Here is a 19663-nt window from a genome sequence, read left to right as displayed (position 1 = left end):
ACGCTCAAGCAGAACTCAGGCAAATCTCAAGCAGACAAGCGTTCGAGCCCGGCGCCTTTCGACGGCAAGGCATGCATGCCGCGAATCGCCGTGGCATCGAGATCGGCGTCCGTTGCGCAATCGGCTCTGCAGATCGCTTCGATGATCCGGTAGGTCGGCAGCAAACTCTCGAAGTCGGCCTCGAAGCGCGTGCGCGTGCGGCATGCGTCGAAGAATTCATACAGTTCGCCGAAATAGCCGCTGCGCTCGTAGCCCGAATCGAGTGGCCCCGGCTGCCATGCGCCGCGCCAGCGTTTGGCCGCGCCGGTGGCACGTGTGCCGTGTTCGGGCTCGTGCACCGTGATATTCCAAAGATTGTCGAGTTCCACCATCGTCGAGCTGGAGCTGACGAGCTTCATTTGGAATTCGAAGTACGGGAAGGTCGTTCCCGAGAGCAAGCTCGCCGTCGCGCCCGACGAGAACGTGAATTCGCCTTTGACGATCAGCGCATCGCCATGACGTTGCACGCGCGATTGAACGTCGACGAGGTCGCCCTGGCCGAACGTTACCGCGAGATCGATCGTGTGAATCGCTTGCGCGAGCAGAAATGAGCGTAGCGTCGAATCGAGCCCCCATAGCGGCGTACGCGGTTTGTTTGCATAGTGATTCAATTGAATATGAAGCGTGCGGCCGAACTCTTCGCTCGTCGTCATTTCGCGCAATTGGCGCACCGGCCGTGCGAACTTGAAATTCATTCCAACGCCGGTTCTCACGCCGCATTGACGCGCCAGCTCGACGAGTTCTTGCAATTCATCCAGCGTGGCGCAAGGCGGCTTTTCGACGAAAACGCTGACGCCGCGCTGCATCGCGCGAATCGACATTTCTCGATGCACTTGCGGAGGGCAGGCCATGACGATCGCATCCAAGCACGCCGCGTCGAGCATTGCCGGCACGCTGTCCATCGTCGGGATATCGGAAATGAACCGGTGAATCTGTTTGGCGCGTGCAGGGTCGCTATCGCACGCCGCCACAATCCGAATGTCCGGCATTTGCAGCAACGACGGGAGCAAATTCTCTTGCATTTGCGCACCGATGCCGACGAGGCCAACTTTAATCAGGCTCATCCTAGTCTCCGAGAAATTCGTGCGATCGGAACGCCGTCCCGTGTTCCGTCGGCAAAGACTATAGGAATGCTAATCAATTGAAATCTACTAGATCTAGTAGCGTGTGCGTCTGTTCGGCGACGAAAAAGCACTGCTATCGCTCATGCCGATCGCCACCCATTCGAGGAAGATTTGCTCGGACTCACAATCAACCGGCAAGCAATTAGTCGATGCACAGATAAACGCGCGATACCCGCGATTTATGTAGTGAGTTAAAAACGAATGCGCGCGGAAACGCTACGTTACAAATACGTGGGAGGAATGCGCGCTCAATGCTCGTTTTAATGCGAATTGAATACGCACTGAATACGTGTTTAAACGGCGCTCAACGCACCCGCGCTCAGCAATGCCGCGCGCGCGCGAACGAGCGATGCGCGTGCCGCACGCGCATCGAGCGCCAGGCGGATCATCGCCGGCAATTGTGCGGGCGCACGCGCGAGTTCTCGCAAGATCGGCGCAAGCGCCGTGGTCCCGTCCTCACGCAAGCCTGCCGTCGCGGCCGAGGGCAATGTGCGCCAGGCGGGGTCGACTACCGCACGGCAAAGGACGAACGGCAGCCCTTTCGCGCTAGCCTGCGCGGCCGCGATGTGCGATTCCATATCGACGGCAAGCGCGCCCGTCGCGCGATGAAGCGCTTCTTTCTGCTGCCGTGTGACGACCGGCGCGGCCACCGCGGCGCTGGGGCCGCGTTCGATGCGTACGCCTTGCAGCGACGCACGCAGCGCGGAAACGATACGCTCGCTCCAAGCGATATCGGTCGATACGCGACCAAACGGCCCATCGATCGCATCGGCAATGACGAGTGCGCCAGGCATCAAATCAGGCGCGAGCCCACCCGCGGTACCGAAGCTCATCACACCCGATGCGCCACGCGCCAAAGCCTGCGCCAACGCACGTTCGAGGCGGTCGGCACGCGCGGCATAGACAACCTCGACGCCGGGCGCGCGAGCGATGCGCGCCTCGAATGCCATCCCCGTCACGATGACGAGCGGCGGTGCCGCGCTTGCCGTCATCACATGCCGACCGCGACGCGCACGCGACCGTCGCGCGCGAGGTTGCGGTAGCGTGCCAGCGCCCACAGGGGGAAGAACTTGCGATAGCCGTGATAGCGCAGGTAGAACACGCGCGGAAAACCCGTGGCCGTGAAGCGCGTCTCATCCCACAAGCCGTGCTCGCGCTGTGCGTCGACGAGGTAAGCAACGCCACGTGCAATGGCCGGATGCTCGACGACACCCGCGGCCATCAACCCGAGCAGCGCCCATGCCGTTTGCGACGCCGTGCTCGCGGCCTTTTCGTAGCCGCGATAGTCGAGCTTGTAGCTCGTGCCGTCCTCGCCCCAACCACCGTCTTCGTTTTGGATCGAGATCAGCCACTGCGCTGCGCGCTTGACCCGTGCGTCGTCGTGCGCGATGCCGGCCGCGTTCAACGCGCACAACGCAGTCCACGTCCCGTAGATGTAGTTCATGCCCCAGCGGCCGTACCAGCTACCGTCGTCTTCCTGGCCGGCGAGGATGTAATCGTATGCACGCCGCGCGGGCTCGCTGTTGCCCGGCAGTTCGCCGAGTTGCGCAAGCATCGACAAACATCGGCCCGAAACGTCGACCGTCGGCGGATCGAGCAGCGCACCGTGATCCGAGAACGGAATGTTATTCAAGTAGTACTGAGTATTTTCCGGTTCGAAGGCGCCCCACCCGCCGTCGCTGCTCTGCATGCCCACGATCCATTCGCGTGCGCGGGCAACCGCTTCGCGATCGATGTTCGAGCGCGTCAGCGTCGCCGCGCGGTCCATCGCCATCACCACGACGGCCGTATCGTCGACGTCGGGATAGTAGGGATTGGCGTACTGGAACGCCCAGCCGCCAGGGCGCACGTCGGCACGGCGCGAAATCCAATCGCCGCGAACATCGAGCACTTGCAGCGGACGCAGCCATTGCAAGCCGCGCAATGCCGCCGCCTGCGCCTGCGGCGCTTCGGTTTCGAGCAGCGCATGCGCGACGAGCGACGTATCCCATACCGGCGACAAACATGGCTGGCAGTACGCTTCGTCTTCGGCAATCACGAGCAGCTTATCAACCGACGCGCGCGCAATCGCACGATTCGGATACTCGGGCCCGTAGCCGAGCGCGTCGTACATCATCACGCTGTTCGCCATCGCGGGAAAGATCGCGCCGAGCCCGTCCTCGCCATTCAGTCGCTCATCGACGAACGCGATCGCAGCTTGCACCGCACGCTCGCGCGTTTTCCGCGGGAACAGGCCGTCGACGGCGCGCAGCACCTTATCGACGACGCGAAAGAACGCGAACCAACCGCGGCTCTGATGCCCGGCGCGCGGCAACAAACCCGTGGCGGACGGCGCGCCGAGAAAGAGTTCGTCGATACGCACGCCGCGCGGATTTCTCGCGACGGGTCGCCGCGCATTGAGCACGAGCAGCGGCACGATAACCGTGCGCGCCCAATAGGACACCTTCGAGAGATGGAACGGAAACCATTGCGGCAACAGCGTAATTTCGACCGGCATCATCGGAACCGCGCTCCAGGGCACGATACCGAACAGCGCGAGCAGGATACGCGTGAAGACATTGACGGCTTCCGCGCCGCCGGCGCCGAGAATCGCCGCGCGGGCGCGTTGCATGTGCTCTGCATCTTCGCGCTCGCCGGCCATCTTCAACGCGAAATAGGCTTTCACGGTCGCGCTCACGTCCATCGCGCCGTCGGTGAAGAGCGGCCAGCCGCCGTCAGCCAATTGAATCCGCCGCAGGTAGCGCACGATCTTGCCCTCGAGTTCGAGGTTGGCCGTTTCGCCGAGATAGTGGACGAGCAGGATGTATTCGGCTGGAATCGTTGCGTCGGCTTCCAGTTCATAGACCCAATGCCCGTCGGGGCGCTGATCGGCAAGGATGGCGTCCGTCGCGCGTGCGATGGCGGCGCCGAGCGCGACGCGCGCCGGCGTGCCGTCGTCGTCCATGCTCGGGGCCGCCATGACGGCGGCAGGGGCGGAAATGTCGTTCATCGGCATCTCAATGGAGTTGAGACGAAGCGCATGGCTTCGTCGATCACGTTCTACGTTCTATCAGTGGGGTGCGCGGCTCAGAAGAGCGCATAACGCGCGACGATCCACAGCAGCCGCAAGCGCGGCTTCGAGACGGGCGGGCGCGGCAGATCGAAGCCGCGCTCGAGCGTGCGCTCGAGTAGGCACCGGTAGACGCCCGACATGATGCGCGGCGCACGCACCGCCTTGCGCGGCGCGGCATCCATGATTGCGTCGGCCTGCGCGAAATGCGCGAAAACCCGCTGCGCCAGCGTCGCGCAGACGCGCGGCAGCGAGGGATCGTCGGCGATCTCGGTCGGGCTCGTCGCGGCAATACCTTCGCGCGCAAGCAGTTCGCGCGGCAAGTAGCAGCGGTTGATCGCGGCGTCCTCGTCGATGTCGCGCAAAATGTTCGTCAACTGCAACGCCCGGCCGAGATGGTGCGACAGCGTGTGTCCCGCTTCCTCACTCATCCCGAAAACTCTCACCGACAGGCGGCCGGCGGCGCTGGCGACACGGTCGCAGTAAAGATCGAGCGTCGCTTCATCCGGTGCGCAAATGTCGGCCGCGGCATCCATCGCCATGCCGTCGATCATCGCGTGAAAATCCTCGCGGCGCAGATCGAACGCTCGAATCTGATGCACGAGCGGGACCAACGCGGGACGCGGCTTGCCGTCATAGCATGCGTCGATGTCGGCGCGCCACCGATCGAGGGCGGCGCTGCGCTCCAAGCGCGGCGCATCGCTGTCGGCGACGTCGTCGACAGCGCGGCAAAACGCGTAGATCTGGAACATCGCGTCGCGCTGCGCAGCGGGCAAGATGCGCATGGCGAGATAGAACGAGCTGCTCGACGTGACGGCTGCGACGTCGGGTGCTGCTTCGTCCGCGACGAGATTGGAAACGGCCAAGGCAAACTCCGCTGTGGCGCCCTCGCGGGGCGCATGAGAATCGATGCTATCCGCGACGTGCCGCATGGGCACTGCGGGGCACTGCGGCGCATTACGGCACATTCCGCACACGCAACGCGCTTCGCGTCGTGAGCGGCGCGGCGCACCGGCAAGGGTGCCGGGAACGCGCAAAAGTATACCAACGTTTTATTCGGTGCCACAGACGCGGGCTGCCGGCGCGGATACGGCGCGCGCCCGTACGATGCGAGCGGGCGCTCAGGCGAGCGCGACGGAGCGGTTGCGCCCTTGTCGTTTCGCGCTGTAGAGCGCGGCGTCGGCTTCGTTGATGAGGACTTCGTAGGTAGGCAGGCCCGGACGCGCCGATGCGCCGCCCACGCTTGCCGTCACGGGCACGCGCGCGCCTTCGGCCTCGATGGGCGTGTCGGCGATCGTCATACGGATCTTTTCGGCGACGACCATCGCATCGGCCAGCGGCGTGCATGGCAGCAGCAGCGCGAATTCCTCGCCGCCAAAGCGCCCGAACGTATCTTGGACGCGCACGGCCTCGGCCACGCGCTGGGCCATGACACGCAGCACCGTATCGCCAACCGCATGCCCGAAGCGGTCGTTGATGTCCTTGAAGTGATCGAGGTCGAACAACAGCACGGACAATTCGCCGCCGTAACGCTGCCAACGTAGAAACTCGTCGCGCAGCCTACCCTCGAAGAAGCGTCGGTTCGCGATGCCGGTGAGGCCGTCGAGATTCGCGTATTCCTGCAGCTTTTCGACGGCTTCCTCGCGCTCGCGCTGCATGACGCTGACGTGCGTCACGTCCGAAATCGTCACGCAGACTGCGACGACCTCCCGTTCACGCGTCAGCGGCATGAACGTGCAGTCTTGCTGCATGAAGTCGACGCCGCCCGTGATGGGCCGGTCATGGTCGAACCTGAAGAGGTAGGGGCGCTGCTCCCACGAGCTGAACGCGAAGCTGCCGAGCTGAAACACGCTTTCGACCTTGCGCGAAAGCCACACGCGCGGCAACTCGGGAAAGCTATCGAAAATCGATTTGCCGACGACGGTTTCGGCCGCTTGTCCGCTGTGGTCCTGCATGAACCGGTTCCACATCAGCACCTTCATGTCGCGGTCGAGCACGAAGATGCCGAACCCGACCCGCTCGATCACCAAGTCGCTGAGAGTTTGCTCCATCGCATCGTTCATAGACTGGACAGCAGCGCATTGAGCGCGTCGTTCATCCGACGAATCGAATCTTCGGCCATCAGCATGACGAGGTGCGCGCGAAACGTTTGATCCTCGAGGGCGAAGTTGACCTCGAGCAGCAGCGCGATCTTCCATGCGAGTACATCCGCTTGAAAGACATCTTCGAGCGAGATTTTTTCGCCGAGCAGCCCGGGCGGGGAAAAAATCGGCGTGCGATCGAGCTGATTGAGAATGCACGACACGCACGCGCCCGTCAGCACGTTGGCCATGTCGAACATCAGTTCGGTCTGGCTCACCGCGTCGTAAGCGGAATGAACGTAGGGATCGTTGACGAGGGCGCAAAGGTGGCCCACCCCGCTGCTGCGGCAAATGACGAGCGCCTCGCCCTTGATGTCGGAGCGAAAGCCCTGCCGGACCGCCGTGACGCTCTCGTCGATGCCGGTCATTTCGCGCAGCGTGTGCGCCGCATCCTCGGCGCGCACGACGCGCACGCGCGGCACGGACAGCTCTATGAAGGTATCGAGTAGGCGAGCCAGGCGCGTGGCGGCCTGCCCCATCGCCAAATTGGCGATTTCCTGCAAGGCGTCGCGCTGCTCTTCGGTGAAGACGTTCTCACGCATACAACCCGTACTCCTTGAGGATGGGCAATATTGCCTCTGGGGTCACGGGCTTGGCGACGAAGGCGGCGGCGCCAAGCGCGCGCACGCGCTCCTGGGCCAGCGGCTGGACGTCGGCCGACACGACGATCACGAACGTGTTCAAGTCCTCGTGCTGAAGGGCTTCGAGAACCTGATAACCGGTCATGTCAGGCATCGTCAGGTCGAGAAACATCACCGAGGCCTTCCCCTCACGGTAAAGTGCGAGGGCCTCGCGGCCGTTCGATGCGTATGCGATGTCGACGTCCCAGTCGGCCGGCAAGGCTTTCGTCAGAACCTTACGGGCGAGGAGAGAGTCATCGGCGATCACAATCGGCAAAGGCATGGCAAGCGTGACGAAAAACGAAAGCGGTCTATATCGCGTTAACGACGGCTCGAAACGTTTTCTTTAACGGGAGCGGGCGTGTCGACGGGCGGTGGCAAGCGCGAGCGGTTCGCACTTCAGCGTGTGCCCGCTACAGCGGGCCCATCATGCCTCTTAAAAAGGAAGCGAAATTCTCGGAGCAAACCTGCGGAAAATCAACTCTCCAATTTCCGAATAGGTCGAGCAAGCCCCTACGTTTTTTCAGTATGAAGAAAAAAATGGTGCGAATTCATACTGATATGCGTGGTTTTTTCTTTTGTGTACGTTTGCGCTTCCGATTTCGTCGCTGTTTTAGGGCGAACGTTCGGATTCGTTTTATGACGCGCGTCGGTGCAAAAAAGCCGGCGCCGGACCAACTCGCTTATGATGATTGAATGGCGAACGCTGCCAATTGGACGACCACAGACATGACCCGACGGCTCGATGACTCCCCGACGAACGCCTTGCCTGACAATTGGCCAGACGACTCGCCGGGGCTGGGGATGCCCGAGCCCGATTTCGCGGTTCGGCGCCTCACGCTGATCGCGCTGCTCGCCGCGGCAATCATCCTGCCGGGCGTCTACGCGGCCGCCGTCGCATACTCGAATTTCCGCGGGCGCGTTGCATCGGCCACCGATGCGACCATCAGAACGGTCCGCATCGCGGAAGAACACGCGCTCAAAGTATTCGATCTGAACGAAACGCTCGACGCGCGCGTCGACGATCTCGTCCGGGGGCTCGGTAACGAGGCCATCAGCGCGCACGAGGCGGAGATCCACAACAAGCTGCAGAACATCGGTGGAGGCTACCCGCAGGTCGCGTCGGTGTCCATCTTCGGCCCGGAGGGCCTTCTGCTGGCGAACAGCCGCTATTACCCCGCGCCGCACGCCTCGATCGCCGCCCGCGACGACTTCGTCGGCATCCGCGGCGGACACATTCTCGAGCACGTCTCGAAAGTCATGGTCTGGCACGCGGGTAGCGGCGAAGCCGTCTTCAATACCGGCATCGCGCGGCACAGCCCCAACGGCGCGTTCGCCGGGCTCGTCTCGGTCGCGCTGCGGCGTTCCTATTTCGAGTCGTTCTATCGGGAGTTGCTGGGCCCCGAGCGCGGCGCCATGACGATGATGCTCACGCGCACCGACGGCGCCGTGCTCGCATCGTATCCGCCGCGCCCGGAATCGGCCGAGGTTGCGCCCCAGTTCGCCGCGGCGCTCGCTGCGGGAAGTCGCTCGGGCGTGCTTCGGCTCGTCGGCGGCAACACGAAACGCAGCCGCCGCGACGGGCAGATCCTCGCGTACCGCCAAGTCGGCGGCTACCCCGTGTACGTGTCGTGCGCGTATAGCGAATCGGCGATCTGGGGGGCTTGGTATCGTCATGCACTGATTTTTGCCGCTTCCATCTTCACGCCTTCCATCGTGCTTTGGTTCGTACTCGCGTTCTCCCTCAGGCGTCTCGCCGCGGAAAAGCAGGCGTGGGAGCGTTGGCAGACGGAAGCGTCGATGCGGCGCTCGATCGAATCGGCGTATCGCCAATCACGCAAGATGGAAGCGCTCGGCAACCTCGTCGGCTCGGTCGCACACGATTTCAACAATTTGCTGACGATCGTCGCAACGAACGTTCAGATCGTGCGCCGACGCGGTGCGGCAGGCATCGATCGCGAACTCGGCGCGATCGAGCGCGCCCTGAAAAACGGCCAGTCGCTGACGCGCCAGTTGCTCGGCGTGGCACGCAAGCAGCCGCTGCGCAGCGAAACGATCGATCTGTCGCGCTGGTTGGCCGCGAGCCGCGAGCTCCTGCGTGCCTCGCTTGGCGCCAAGGCCGCGCTCGTCGTCGACATCGGCCGGGACGTGTGGCCCATCGAGGTCGATAGCGCCGAACTCGAGCTCGCCCTCATCAACGTGGCTGTCAACGCCCGCGACGCGATGCCGAACGGCGGACGCTTCACCGTGCGGGCGACGAACGTTCGGCTCGAGCCCGAAGGCGGTTTTGCACTCACGGGCGAATTCGTACAAATCTCGCTCGAAGATACCGGCGCCGGCATGCAGCCCGACATCCTTGCGCGCGCGTTCGAACCGCTGTTCACGACGAAGCCGAAAGGAATGGGCACGGGCCTGGGCCTACCGCAGGTGTTCGCGTTTTGCGACCGCTCGGGAGGGCTCGCGACGATCGACAGCAAGCCGGACGCAGGTACGACCGTGCGCCTTTACTTGCCGCGCGCCCACGCCGCTCCCGCCCCCGTACCGACCGCCCCCCAACACACGGTCGACACGGAGCCGTCGGGCGGCTTGCACGTGCTGCTGGTCGAAGACAACGACGAAGTTGCGGCCGGCACCGAGGCGCTGCTGCGCATGATGGGCCATCGTGTCACTTGCACGTTCAACGCGGATGCCGCCTTACGATTGATCGCCGACGCGTTGTCGCGCCCCGCGGATCCCTTCGACGCGCTGATCTCCGACATCCATATGCCGGGCGCCAACAACGGCATCGACCTCGCGGAAGCCGCGCAGGCGTTGGATGCGCCGCTTCCCGTCATTCTCATTACGGGCTACGCGCAGGAGCTCGAGCGGGCGCGGAATGTCAACGTGCGTGTGCTGTCAAAACCTTTCGATATCGCCTTGCTGGAATCGATGCTTCAGACTATTCGACGCGAGCGCGAAGTCAGCGCACACGCGCACGGCAAGGCAACTTGAGCGGGTCCGGCGCGAATTTTGCGTGCCGTACTCGCAACAAGCCTCGAGGAGGTCATCATGCAGCACACCGTCATCGCGTTTTTCGATACGTATCCCCAAGCTGAAGCCGCTCGCGACGCGCTCATTGCCGCCGGCGTCACGTCGGAAAACGTCACGCTGAAGGCCAAATGCGAGCCGACCTACGCAAGCGATGCGACGACGGCCTACGAGTCCGCGCCGACGACAAACGAGGGGTTGCTTGCGAGCATCGAGCGCTTTTTCGAGTCGTTATTCGAGACCGCGCCTCCCGAGCACGAGCGCGTGCAATACGCCGAGGCGGTTCGACGCGGCGCGGTCATGGTGTGCGTGGACGCCGCAACCGATGCGATAGCTGATCTGACGCGCGCAACGCTCGAAACGATGGCGCCGCTCGACATCGAGGCGCGCGCCTCCACGTGGCACCCGCCCATCGACGAAGCCACCCGTTCGCATTCCCCGCTCGAAGAACTCGGTTTCAAATCGAGCGCTCCCGTGCCGCCCACATCACGCGCCACCGTCTACAGCTATGCCCGAGACACCGCCGTCAATCCGGCGAGCGGGATAGCGCAAGCCACACGCCCCGCGACCGAAGCGGCGGCGACTGCGGTCGCCGCAGGCTCGGCGCCGGGGATGGGCGCGGTCTTCGCCGCCGGGCATGGCAAGCCGCCTGCTGCTCAACAAGACAACGCGGCTCGCCCGACGACGGTCCCCGACGAGGACCTGCAGGACGAGGAAACCTATCATGGCGACGAGCCAGGCCCTGACCTGCGGTAAGTGATCACTTCGCAGGCGAGTGGCGCTCCACCCATGCTTCGAAGCGCTGGACGAACGTCGTGAGGAACTTGCGCGTGTCCTCGTTTGTAATCGCACCGTTGCTGTCGAAAAAGGCCTCGGCGTGTTTGAGGAAAATCTCGGGCTGACCGAGCGTGGGTACGTCCAAATAAGCGAGAACGTTGCGCAGATGTTGCTGCGCCAGCGCGGTGCCCGTCGCGCCGACCGAAATCCCGCAGACGGCTGCCGGCTTGTTCTTCCATGAGTTCGTGCCCCACGGCCGCGAACCCCAATCGAGCGCATTTTTCAGCACGCCCGGCATCGAACGGTTGTATTCGGGCGTCACGAACAGCAACCCGGTCGCGGCCTCCACGCGCGCCTTCAACTGCTTCGCCACGTCGGGATAATTCGAGTCGTAGTCTTGGCTGTACAACGGCAGCGTGCCGATATCGAGGAACGAGAACTCGAATTCGCTGCTCGCGAGTTTGGTCAAGGCGTGCGCGAGTTGCTTGTTGAACGATTCCCGTCGCAAGCTGCCGACGACGACTTCGATCTTGTAGGTCATGGTTCTTGCCCCCTTCGAGTGAGAACGACAACGCCAAACGGATAGGCTCGGCCCGAGCTTTCCATGATAGTCGCCGGTACTGCGCCGCGTCGGCCCGTTTTACCGGCAAACCACTAAACGCCCGGTGGGCTGTGGGTTCGCGTCACCCTTTCCACAAACTTTTCCACAGAATCTGTGGATAACTCGTCGATATCCCGTACCGATTACGAATCGACACATCTATGACGGTCCGATGACGCAACGGCGCGACTTTTAAGATCGCGTTGCATCCGATCGTACCGGCCCCGCGTATTGAGGACTGCAAGGGTCGTGCGTCGCGACTAAGCGCCGACCGGTGGAGCAGCCATCGAAACGGTTCGCTCCACTGGCGCTTCGACAGACCGACGCCGGCTCGAGCAATCAAAGCCTCTTTATCGGCTTTCTTACATCCACCTCAGGAGAATCAAATGAACAAGCAATGGATCGCTGCCGCCGCCTTCACCGCCGCCCTCGGTGCAACGCTCGCCACGCCCGTTTTCGCTGCCGACATGGCCAAGTGCTATGGAATCGCGAAGGCCGGACAAAACGATTGCAAAGGCAACGCCCACTCGTGCGCCGGGCAATCGACGAAGGACATGGACAAGGGCGAATTCAGGGTGGTGCCGAAGGGGACGTGCGCGAACCTCGGCGGCTCGCTGACGCCTGGTATGTAAGCGGGGCTGACTCTGCACCGGCGGCCGCCGGTTCGAGTGCGGCCGCCGATCGATTGCCCGCGCGCGTACGCGATCGGCCGCATACAAGGAGCAACGAAAATGAATTCGAAGGCATTGAGCGGAGCAGGGCTGGGACTGCGCGGACCACATGCCGCCGCCGTGCTCACGCAGCGCCCCGCGGTCGGCTGGTGGGAGGCCCACAGCGAAAACTATTTCGGCGGTGGCGAACCGGTTGCGGCGCTCGAACGAGTACGCGCTTGCTATCCCGTGAGTCTGCACGGAGTGGGCCTCGGGCTCGGGAGCCTCGAAACGCCCGATGAGAATCACTTGAATCAATTGAAATCGCTCGTCGCACGCATCGAGCCCGCGCTCGTCTCCGAGCATCTGTCCTGGAATCGCGCGGGCATGCGCTATTTCAACGATCTGCTTCCCGTGCCGCGTGTCGAAGGCGCGCTGGAGGTCGTTGCTCGGCACATCGACGTCGTTCAAAACGCCCTCGGCCGGCCGATCTTGATCGAAAACGTCTCCGCGTACGTCGCTTTCGAAGGGGAGATCTGCACGGAAGCGGACATGCTCGCCGAACTCGTCTCGCGAACCGGCTGCGGCGTGTTGGTCGACCTGAACAATCTGCACGTTAACGCATTGAACCTCGGCATCGACCCGTTGGCGGAACTTGCGCGATTGCCGAAGCACTGCATCGGCGAAATGCACGTGGCCGGATTCGAGTGGCTCGACGACGTTGCGATCGATACGCACGGCGCGCCCGTCTCCGACGCCGTTTGGACATTGCTCGATGCCGCGCTGGAACGCTTCGGGCCGACGCCGGTGCTGCTCGAGCGCGATACGAACCTGCCTCCATTCGACGTGCTGCTGCATGAGTACGAACACCTCGAACGACGGCTGCTCGCAGCGACGGCACGCGTGGATGCCGGCGCGGCAGGCTTAGCGCTGGCCGAGGTGGCAACATGCTGACGCAGACGGTGTACGAAGCGCTGCTCGGCGATTTCGCCGCGTCGCTCGTCGACGACACGTTCGTATCGCATGGCATCACCGCTGCGACGCGTCGGCAAGTGGACGTCTATCGAAACAATTCGCGCCTGAACCGCATTGCGGCCTTGACCGATGCTTTCCCCAACGTCGTACAGCTCGTCGGGGACGAGTACTTCCGAGCGCTCGCACGTGCCTATGTCGATCATGTGCCGGCGAAGTCGGCAAACCTTCACGACGACGGCATCGACCTACCCGCCTTCATTCGGAGCTTCGAGCCCGCTGCCGAACTTCCGTATTTGGGCGACGTCGCGGACGTCGACTGGCTGCTGCACCATGCGTACTTCGCCGCTGACATGGATACGAACGCGACCGATGGCGCGATGCTTGCAGAGCTCGGCCCTGAGCGTTTCGCGGCAGCCTCGTTGCGATTCGTGCCGTCGGCTGGACTGGTGCGCTCGCGCCTATGGCCCATCGCCGACATCTTGCAGATGCATGCGGGTGGTGTCGCTGCGCAGTTGGGCGCCGGCGGACAATCCGTCTTGATCTGGCGGGAAGCCTTCGCGGTGCGTTGGCAGCCCCTCGCCTCCGCCGAGGCCGAAGCGATGACCGCGCTAATGGCCGGCACCCCCGTTCAGACGGCATTCAATCGATCAAGCGCAGATGTCAATTGGTTGCTCACGCAACTATTTGGCCACCGACTCGTTCTTTCCATCGAGGAGCATCGCCATGAAAATCATTTCTAACCTGCTCCGCCGTCTCGACGACGTTGCGGTTGCGCTGCAGCCGCTGTTCACGCTCGCGGTCAGGCTTTACCTATTTCGCGTGTTTTTCCTTTCCGGGCTGACCAAATTGCGCAGTTGGGACAGTACGCTCTATTTGTTTTCCAACGAATATCACGTCCCCGTTTTACCTCCCGCCGTTGCTGCCGTGATGGGTGCCGGAGGCGAATTGATTTTCCCGGTGCTGCTATTGCTCGGCTGGCAGGGCCGGTTTGCGGCAGCGGGACTTTTCGTCGTCAATTTCGTCGCGGTCACATCCTACCCAGACCTCGAACTCGTGATGATCAAGGACCACATTCTGTGGGCCGTGCTTATCGCTTATTTGTTCTTCCACGGCGTTGGGCGCTGGTCGCTGCAAGGACTCATTCAACGGTTCAAAGTCGCTCGCGTTCAAGGAACGCACGCGTGACGGCTGATGCTGTACAAAACGAGTCTATTCCGTGATATCTCCAACGAAAGGGAAGTGCGCGGCAGGACGTCGATTGCCGGCGTTGGCTCGCGGCTCGCTTGGGTACGAGCCTGCACGCGCGTGATTGGAGCGTTACTTGAAGAGCGTTTCGACGTTTTCCGGCGGCCGCCCGATTACCGCGCGGCCCTCGCGTACGATGATGGGCCGCTGCAACAGAATGGGATGCGCAGCAATCGCTTCGTAGAGTTGATCGTCGCTCAGGGTTGGCTCGGCGAGTCCCAGTTCCCGATATGCGGCCTCGTTGTCGCGGATCATATCTCTGACGGTGCCGCCCAGCATCTTGTGGAGCGCCTCTAGATCGGCAACGGACGGCGGCTCCTTCAAGTACTCGACGATTTTCACTGCCTCGCCCGATTGGTGAATCCGATCGCTGACGAGTTCGCAAGCGCCGCGAGACTTCGAGCAGCGAGGGTTGTGATAGACGGTAATCATGGGTGCGACACCTATTTGCGAGAGGCCCTCATTTTAAGGCGTTGACGCTTGCGCGAGGGGCGATCTGCATTTCACGCCTTACTGAGCCGCACAACAAGGCATATCCATTAGCAAAGACCCACGGCTGGTTTTCGCCTATCACAATCACAGCGCTGGAAGGACTTGGTATCCGAATCGCTGCAGGTGCCGACGGGTTTATGCGCATAAAGAGGGCGGCACGCTGGGTAAGAAGGCTGCTGTTCGATCTCAGCGGGGTTACGCTGCGCACTTCGCGTCGTCGTACCGCTACATCTCCGTATCCCACAGCGACCTGACTGCCCTCATTGTTGAGGTATCAGCCTCGAAGAATAGAGGCGATCTTCCCTGGTATGTCGAACCTCTCGAACGGGCACCACGTCCACCAATCCCGCCAGCGTCACACCGGAGCCAGCATTCGGTGGGACTCCACATCGCCCAGATCAAAATCGAGAACCCTCCTCGACTCAATCGCCCGAGCGACGCCCGATTCCTTGATTTATGCGCATAAACCACCTGGCCAAACAGCTAATGCGTGGTGACATAACGACGAAAACATTGAAAACTAAAATTTACACTGTAAAATTCGTCGATCTCTTAAGGAGTGAAAAATTGGCAGCGGAAATCGTCGCGGTAACTCAACAGAAGGGTGGGGTCGGCAAAAGCACGATCGCCATGCATCTCGGCGCGGCCTTTCATGAAAAAGGGAAGCGCGTCCTCGTTGTCGACGCTGATGGTCAAAACACCTTGGTGCACTGGGCCAGCGCTTCCGCCAACGATGAAACCGGCATCCCTTTCCCTGTCGTCAATCTGTCGGAAGCCGGCGGGCAAATTCATCGAGAGATCAAGAAGTTCATTGGCGACTACGACGTCATCGTCGTCGACTGCCCACCCTCCATCACAGAGAAGGTATCCGGCGTCGTGTTGCTGGCAGCGTCGGTTGCCGTCATCCCGACCTCGTCATCGCCTGCGGATTACTGGTCGAGCGTCGGCTTAGTCAAGCTCGTGCAGCAGGCCCAGGTCATGAATGAGGACCTTCGCGCGGTGTTCCTGCTAAACAAGACCGAAGAAAAACGCATGCTGACGCGTGAACTCAAGCGCGCGCTCGAAGATCTCGGATTCCCTCTCCTCAAGACACAAATCCCCACGCGCGAAGCCTATAAACAGGCGATGGCGCTGGGGCAGACCGTATTGCAAATGAGCGACCGGGGCGCAAAACTGGCCGCTGCGGAAATCCGCGCCTGCGCCAACGAAATCGCCTCGATGCTCCCCTGACTTTATGCGCATAAAGGACCCTGAATGAAACCCTCTCAGTTGGCCAAAGGCTTTCAAGCGCGCCCCGACACAACGAGCAGCGAGAAGCGCACGGCACTCGATCGGCTCAACGCGATTGATGATCTCGTAAAGAACGACGCGGCACCGTCCGTGAAAACCGCGACGCCGCGCACCGAACCGGCTCTTCACGCTGTTCCGCCTGCTATCGACGCAGCCAATGCAAACGAATCGGTCGACTACCGCACGTGGCGTATTGCGAATAATTACCACGCGGGCCAAGTGATCGAACTCGAACTGAAGGCCATCAAACCGAGCCCGTTCAATCCACGACATTTCTATCTGAAGGCGTCGATCGCCGAGCTGGCCGTCAATCTGGCAAAGCAAGGCCAGCAGCAAGCGATCCACGTCATTCCAGACTATGCCAATGTCGGTACGTATTTCGTCAGCGACGGGGGCCGCCGCGTCCGCGCCTTGAAAGAGGCGAATAAGGAAACGGTCAAGGCCGTCGTTGTCGATCTACCGATCGGCATCGAAAGCTACAAGCTCGGTTACGACCTTAACGTCCAGCGCGATTCGCAAACCGTTTTCGACAACGCCGTTGTCTGGCGACGGTTTCTCGATGAAATGCATTTCCAGAGTCAAAAAGAGTTGGCCGAACACCTTGGGCTCGACGAATCCACCATCGCCGTAGCACTGTCGCTCGCGAAGCTTCCCGAATCGATCATGCAGGAAATGGTTGCTCGCCCCGATCGCTTCGGTTCGAACATGGCGTATCAGGTGGGCCGCTACTTCTCGGCGCGTGGAATCGAGGCAACGCTGCGTTTGATCAATCGCATCGTTTCGGACGACCTTAGTACACGGCAAGTCGCCGACATCGTCAAAGGCCGAGCGACTCCGCAGGAGGACCTCAAGCCTACGACGCGCCAACGTTACGCGCAGCGTATGGAAATCAAGCTGGATGGCGTGGCGGTGGGTGACCTGAAATCCTATGGTGACGATCGGCTCGAGTTGCGGTTACGCGGGCTATCGCGTGACAAACGCGACGACATCCTGCGGCAGATCGAACAAATGCTGCAATCGAGCTAAAGCAATCGGCGCGCCCGAGCGTCAAGCTGCTCGCGATTGCCCCAGCGTGAATGCCAGCAAATCGCCGTCGGTCGGCTCGCCCCACGTCTTGCGTGCGAGCCAATCGAAGAAAGCGGTCTCGCCAAGCTTCGAACCCAAACCGCGACGACGCCAATCTTCGCGAAGATGAGACCCGAGTTGCGGCAGCATGTCTTCTTCGAACGACTGCCGCGCGAGCTCCTGTTCCGACTCACCTTGTTCTTCGTACAGCGCGCGCGCCTCTTTGCGGCGGTAAGCCGCATACTCGTCCAGCAAACGTGCTTTGCGGTCATCGGCCGGCGCCACAGCAGCCAATGCCTTGCCGACGCCGTTGGCCGGCTGATCGAGCAGGTCGACGGCCGGAGCATAACCTTTTTTCAGCGCATCCTTGAACAGCGCCGGGGCACTGCGAACAGGCGGCAGCGTCGCGCTCCGCATGCGTTGCTCCGTCATCTGCAAAGCAGCTCGAATACGGTTTTCCTCGCTATCGGCGTATAGCGTTTGCGCTTCCTTCAACGGAATTCCGATCTTCACCATTCGGTCGATCAGCGTACTGTCGAAGACATTGGGATGCTCATCGAGCGCAAGCATCGGCTGTTTGCGTTCGGTGACGCGGAATTGGATCTCCGCGACCCGCCGGCCTTCGCGGTGCTCGATGAGCTCCACGAAAATATTCGTCACCGCGTTGACTTCAGCGATCGCAGGGCGCAGATAGTCGCGCTTGAAATACTTGTACTCGCGCTTGGCTTCGTCGCCGGCTTCGGTGTCGGGCGTGCCCGATAGGATCGGACGCCACCAAGCCCATGACTCCCGCATCGTCAGATGGCTGGGGTTGGTCAGGTATCGCACGCAAATCTCGTAGAGCGCGAGGCCCGCGCTGCTGCGCAACTGGCTTTGGAACTGCAAGCTGAGCCGCGCGTACTGCACCGGATCCAGCAATTTCTTTTTGATCTTCGGCGCGAACGAGAACTCCACCCAGACACGTCGCGTGGCAGGATCTTCGAGAATTTCGGCATCGGCGATCAATGTCGAGATGCCCCACTTTCGTCCCGGCTTCTGGCTCGACGTGCCCTGACTCCACTCGACCTGCACGGAAACCATCCGCCGCAGATGTTCCTTCACGAGTGCGGTATCGTTCGAGTCGAAAGCGGAGTTGGCGACGATGTCCGACAACAACGCGCGATACGTATCGCCCGATTCGTCCGCCTGCTGCGCAACGGCCAACAGCACGTTGAACAGCTTTCGCGTTAGGAGCGTGATCTTGCCGCTCTTCGGCTGAATGGCGATCGCTTCGACGGCCTTTCGCAGCTCAGCGGAGCTTGGGCTCACCACATCGGTTTTCTTCGCGCGCTTTGTTGCCATGCGTCGATCGGGAAGGAAATTTTTCGACAGGATACAGAGTGCGGTGATGGGCGTCTAGAGCCCCGTTCTCACCCTTCGCGGTGAAACGCGGCTCGCGCCAACGCCTCACCTCGATTGTCTCCCGGAAAGGCTCACCGCCGCGGGAGTCGGGAGTCGAAACGTTTCGTTGATGGACTTGGCGTCCGTCGTCAGATCTTGCCGAATGCGCATCCCAAGCGCTTTGGCGAGCGCTCCCGTGTCGACTCACCTTCACGATTGTCGCTATTTCGCGACGGCGAATCGGCAAAGCAATTTCGCTCGGAGGCGACCGCATTGACGTCTCGACATCGCCCCGCCGTCAAGCTCAATCGCGCCCCCGAACTCATCCCGATCATGGGGGCACCAGCTACACGATGCGGGAGTCCGGATCGAACCGTGAGCGTCCCTATACATTCCACCGCACGGATCGAGGCATATCCCGAACAAGCTCACCTTTCCCTGCTCGAGAAGCACTAGTGCTGAGGACTTCGCGGTTTCCCGTGTTTCGCATGCTGCAAACAACTCCTGGAAACACTCACCTTTGAAGGCTTCGACGAACCTGCGCAAGCGATTCGACATCGAGCCGATAGGCTCCCGCAGAGACTCACCTTATCGATACGCAACCGAGATTTTCCAAACGGATCCGATACTTAGCGCAGCAGCCTCGCGCGCGCCTTATCGAACAAACGCTCCCGGATCGGCTCACCTTACCCAAACCACACCTCGAGCACCCCATGTTCCGCAATCGCCTCCAAGCCCCCCCGAAAAAGCTCACCATCCTGATTTCAAGGTCAATCCAATCAAGCTCACCAATGCGATAAAGACTAGCTTTTGACGAAAGTGGAGGCTAACTTCGCTAACAATACGCCTCCAACCGCCAATTCGTATCCCGAAAACGCTCACCTGCGAAGCTGGGTGCGTGTCCATCTCGATGCGTAGATCACCCAAGCCGTTGGTCCCGCAAAACCTCACCATAGGGATCGCGACCCCAGACCGCGAGATTCGTACCCACCGGGCGACGATTTTCGGCCGGTCATGCCCCCGAGAAAGCTCACCTATGCGTCATTGGAGGCTGCAAAACCCCGGGTTTTCCCGAAAAATCTCACCTGGCATGCGCGGTTTTTCCCGAAATGTCTCACCCAGCCCCTCGAGGGCGGTCGTTCGACGATGAAATCGGTTGATTTGGTAGGCCCCGTAAAACCTCACCTA

Annotated in this window: 17 protein-coding genes and 2 pseudogenes; 9 read left to right on the top strand and 10 right to left on the bottom strand. The window is 61.6% G+C overall.

Features of this window, described 5'->3' with window-relative positions; genetic code table 11:
• Nucleotides 1-26: 26 nt before the first annotated feature.
• The 7 genes from J3485_RS27320 to J3485_RS27290 form a co-directional block, all read right to left on the bottom strand.
• Nucleotides 27-1103 (bottom strand): Gfo/Idh/MocA family protein, encoded by a 1077-nt coding sequence (locus J3485_RS27320; protein WP_206957581.1) that lies wholly within the window; start codon nt 1101-1103, stop codon nt 27-29.
• Nucleotides 1104-1456: 353 nt separating this feature from the next.
• Entirely contained in the window at nt 1457-2155 is a 699-nt protein-coding gene (locus J3485_RS27315; protein WP_206958439.1) for a phosphorylase, read from the bottom strand.
• Nucleotides 2155-4152, bottom strand: coding sequence for a squalene--hopene cyclase (gene shc, locus J3485_RS27310; RefSeq protein WP_206957580.1), 1998 nt, complete (start codon nt 4150-4152; stop codon nt 2155-2157). Before shc ends, J3485_RS27315 begins: the two co-directional genes overlap by 1 nt.
• 77 nt (nt 4153-4229) lie before the next feature.
• Nucleotides 4230-5078, bottom strand: coding sequence for a presqualene diphosphate synthase HpnD (gene hpnD, locus J3485_RS27305; protein ID WP_206957576.1), 849 nt, complete (start codon nt 5076-5078; stop codon nt 4230-4232).
• A 255-nt stretch (nt 5079-5333) separates the two neighbouring features.
• Nucleotides 5334-6263 (bottom strand): sensor domain-containing diguanylate cyclase, encoded by a 930-nt coding sequence (locus J3485_RS27300; RefSeq protein ID WP_374192471.1) that lies wholly within the window; start codon nt 6261-6263, stop codon nt 5334-5336.
• Between the two features lie 8 nt (nt 6264-6271).
• Nucleotides 6272-6895 (bottom strand): chemotaxis protein CheC, encoded by a 624-nt coding sequence (locus tag J3485_RS27295; RefSeq protein ID WP_206957560.1) that lies wholly within the window; start codon nt 6893-6895, stop codon nt 6272-6274.
• Nucleotides 6888-7256, bottom strand: coding sequence for a response regulator (locus J3485_RS27290; RefSeq protein WP_206957559.1), 369 nt, complete (start codon nt 7254-7256; stop codon nt 6888-6890). The genes J3485_RS27295 and J3485_RS27290 overlap by 8 nt, the downstream gene beginning before the upstream one ends.
• Before the next feature lie 446 nt (nt 7257-7702).
• On the opposite strand from J3485_RS27290, the gene J3485_RS27285 reads away from it, so the two are divergent.
• Together J3485_RS27285 and J3485_RS27280 are read left to right on the top strand one after the other, a co-directional pair.
• Complete coding sequence (locus J3485_RS27285; RefSeq protein ID WP_206957557.1) at nt 7703-9964, top strand: hybrid sensor histidine kinase/response regulator family protein; 2262 nt, start codon at nt 7703-7705, stop codon at nt 9962-9964.
• A gap of 57 nt (nt 9965-10021) precedes the next feature.
• Nucleotides 10022-10756 (top strand): hypothetical protein, encoded by a 735-nt coding sequence (locus tag J3485_RS27280; protein WP_206957555.1) that lies wholly within the window; start codon nt 10022-10024, stop codon nt 10754-10756.
• A gap of 4 nt (nt 10757-10760) precedes the next feature.
• Here the strand turns inward: J3485_RS27280 and J3485_RS27275 are convergent, their stop codons facing one another.
• Nucleotides 10761-11318 carry an NADPH-dependent FMN reductase gene (locus J3485_RS27275; protein WP_206957552.1) on the bottom strand — a complete coding sequence of 186 codons (558 nt, stop codon included), beginning with the start codon at nt 11316-11318 and terminating at the stop codon, nt 10761-10763.
• A 446-nt stretch (nt 11319-11764) separates the two neighbouring features.
• Here J3485_RS27275 and J3485_RS27270 point away from each other — a divergent pair, with 446 nt between their 5' ends.
• From J3485_RS27270 to J3485_RS27255, 4 genes are all read left to right on the top strand, one after another.
• The gene (locus J3485_RS27270; RefSeq protein WP_206957550.1) at nt 11765-12010 is read left to right on the top strand and encodes a BufA1 family periplasmic bufferin-type metallophore; all 246 of its coding nucleotides are present in this window, start codon (nt 11765-11767) and stop codon (nt 12008-12010) included.
• 99 nt (nt 12011-12109) lie between these two features.
• The gene (gene bufB, locus J3485_RS27265) at nt 12110-12982 is read left to right on the top strand and encodes an MNIO family bufferin maturase (RefSeq protein ID WP_206957548.1); all 873 of its coding nucleotides are present in this window, start codon (nt 12110-12112) and stop codon (nt 12980-12982) included.
• Nucleotides 12976-13743, top strand: a complete 768-nt coding sequence (locus J3485_RS27260) for an HvfC/BufC N-terminal domain-containing protein (RefSeq protein WP_206957546.1) — start codon at nt 12976-12978, stop codon at nt 13741-13743. The genes bufB and J3485_RS27260 overlap by 7 nt, the downstream gene beginning before the upstream one ends.
• Nucleotides 13727-14188 carry a DoxX family protein gene (locus J3485_RS27255; protein ID WP_206957536.1) on the top strand — a complete coding sequence of 154 codons (462 nt, stop codon included), beginning with the start codon at nt 13727-13729 and terminating at the stop codon, nt 14186-14188. Before J3485_RS27260 ends, J3485_RS27255 begins: the two co-directional genes overlap by 17 nt.
• Nucleotides 14189-14320: 132 nt before the next feature.
• On the opposite strand, the gene arsC is transcribed toward J3485_RS27255, so the two are convergent.
• On the bottom strand, nt 14321-14680 hold the full coding sequence (arsC, locus tag J3485_RS27250) for an arsenate reductase (glutaredoxin) (RefSeq protein ID WP_206957535.1): 360 nt from the start codon (nt 14678-14680) through the stop codon (nt 14321-14323).
• Between the two features lie 627 nt (nt 14681-15307).
• Between arsC and parA the strand changes: the two genes are divergently transcribed.
• The 3 genes and pseudogenes from parA to J3485_RS27240 form a co-directional block, all read left to right on the top strand.
• Nucleotides 15308-15970, top strand: coding sequence for a ParA family partition ATPase (gene parA / locus J3485_RS27245; protein ID WP_206958437.1), 663 nt, complete (start codon nt 15308-15310; stop codon nt 15968-15970).
• 24 nt (nt 15971-15994) lie between these two features.
• A pseudogene (locus tag J3485_RS29615) lies at nt 15995-16106 on the top strand (ParB/RepB/Spo0J family partition protein); the annotation flags it as partial.
• A 59-nt stretch (nt 16107-16165) separates the two neighbouring features.
• Nucleotides 16166-17056: pseudogene (locus J3485_RS27240) on the top strand (ParB/RepB/Spo0J family partition protein); the annotation flags it as partial.
• Nucleotides 17057-17077: 21 nt separating this feature from the next.
• On the opposite strand, the gene J3485_RS27235 reads toward J3485_RS27240, so the two are convergent.
• Nucleotides 17078-18436: a replication initiation protein gene (locus tag J3485_RS27235; protein WP_206957531.1), complete on the bottom strand. Its 1359-nt coding sequence runs from the start codon at nt 18434-18436 to the stop codon at nt 17078-17080.
• Nucleotides 18437-19663: the final 1227 nt, after the last annotated feature.

The sequence above is a fragment of the Trinickia acidisoli genome (assembly GCF_017315725.1).
Taxonomy (GTDB): Bacteria; Pseudomonadota; Gammaproteobacteria; order Burkholderiales; family Burkholderiaceae; genus Trinickia; species Trinickia acidisoli.
The sequence above is the reverse complement of the archived record's forward strand: the minus strand, read 5'-3'. Positions and strand labels throughout refer to the sequence as shown.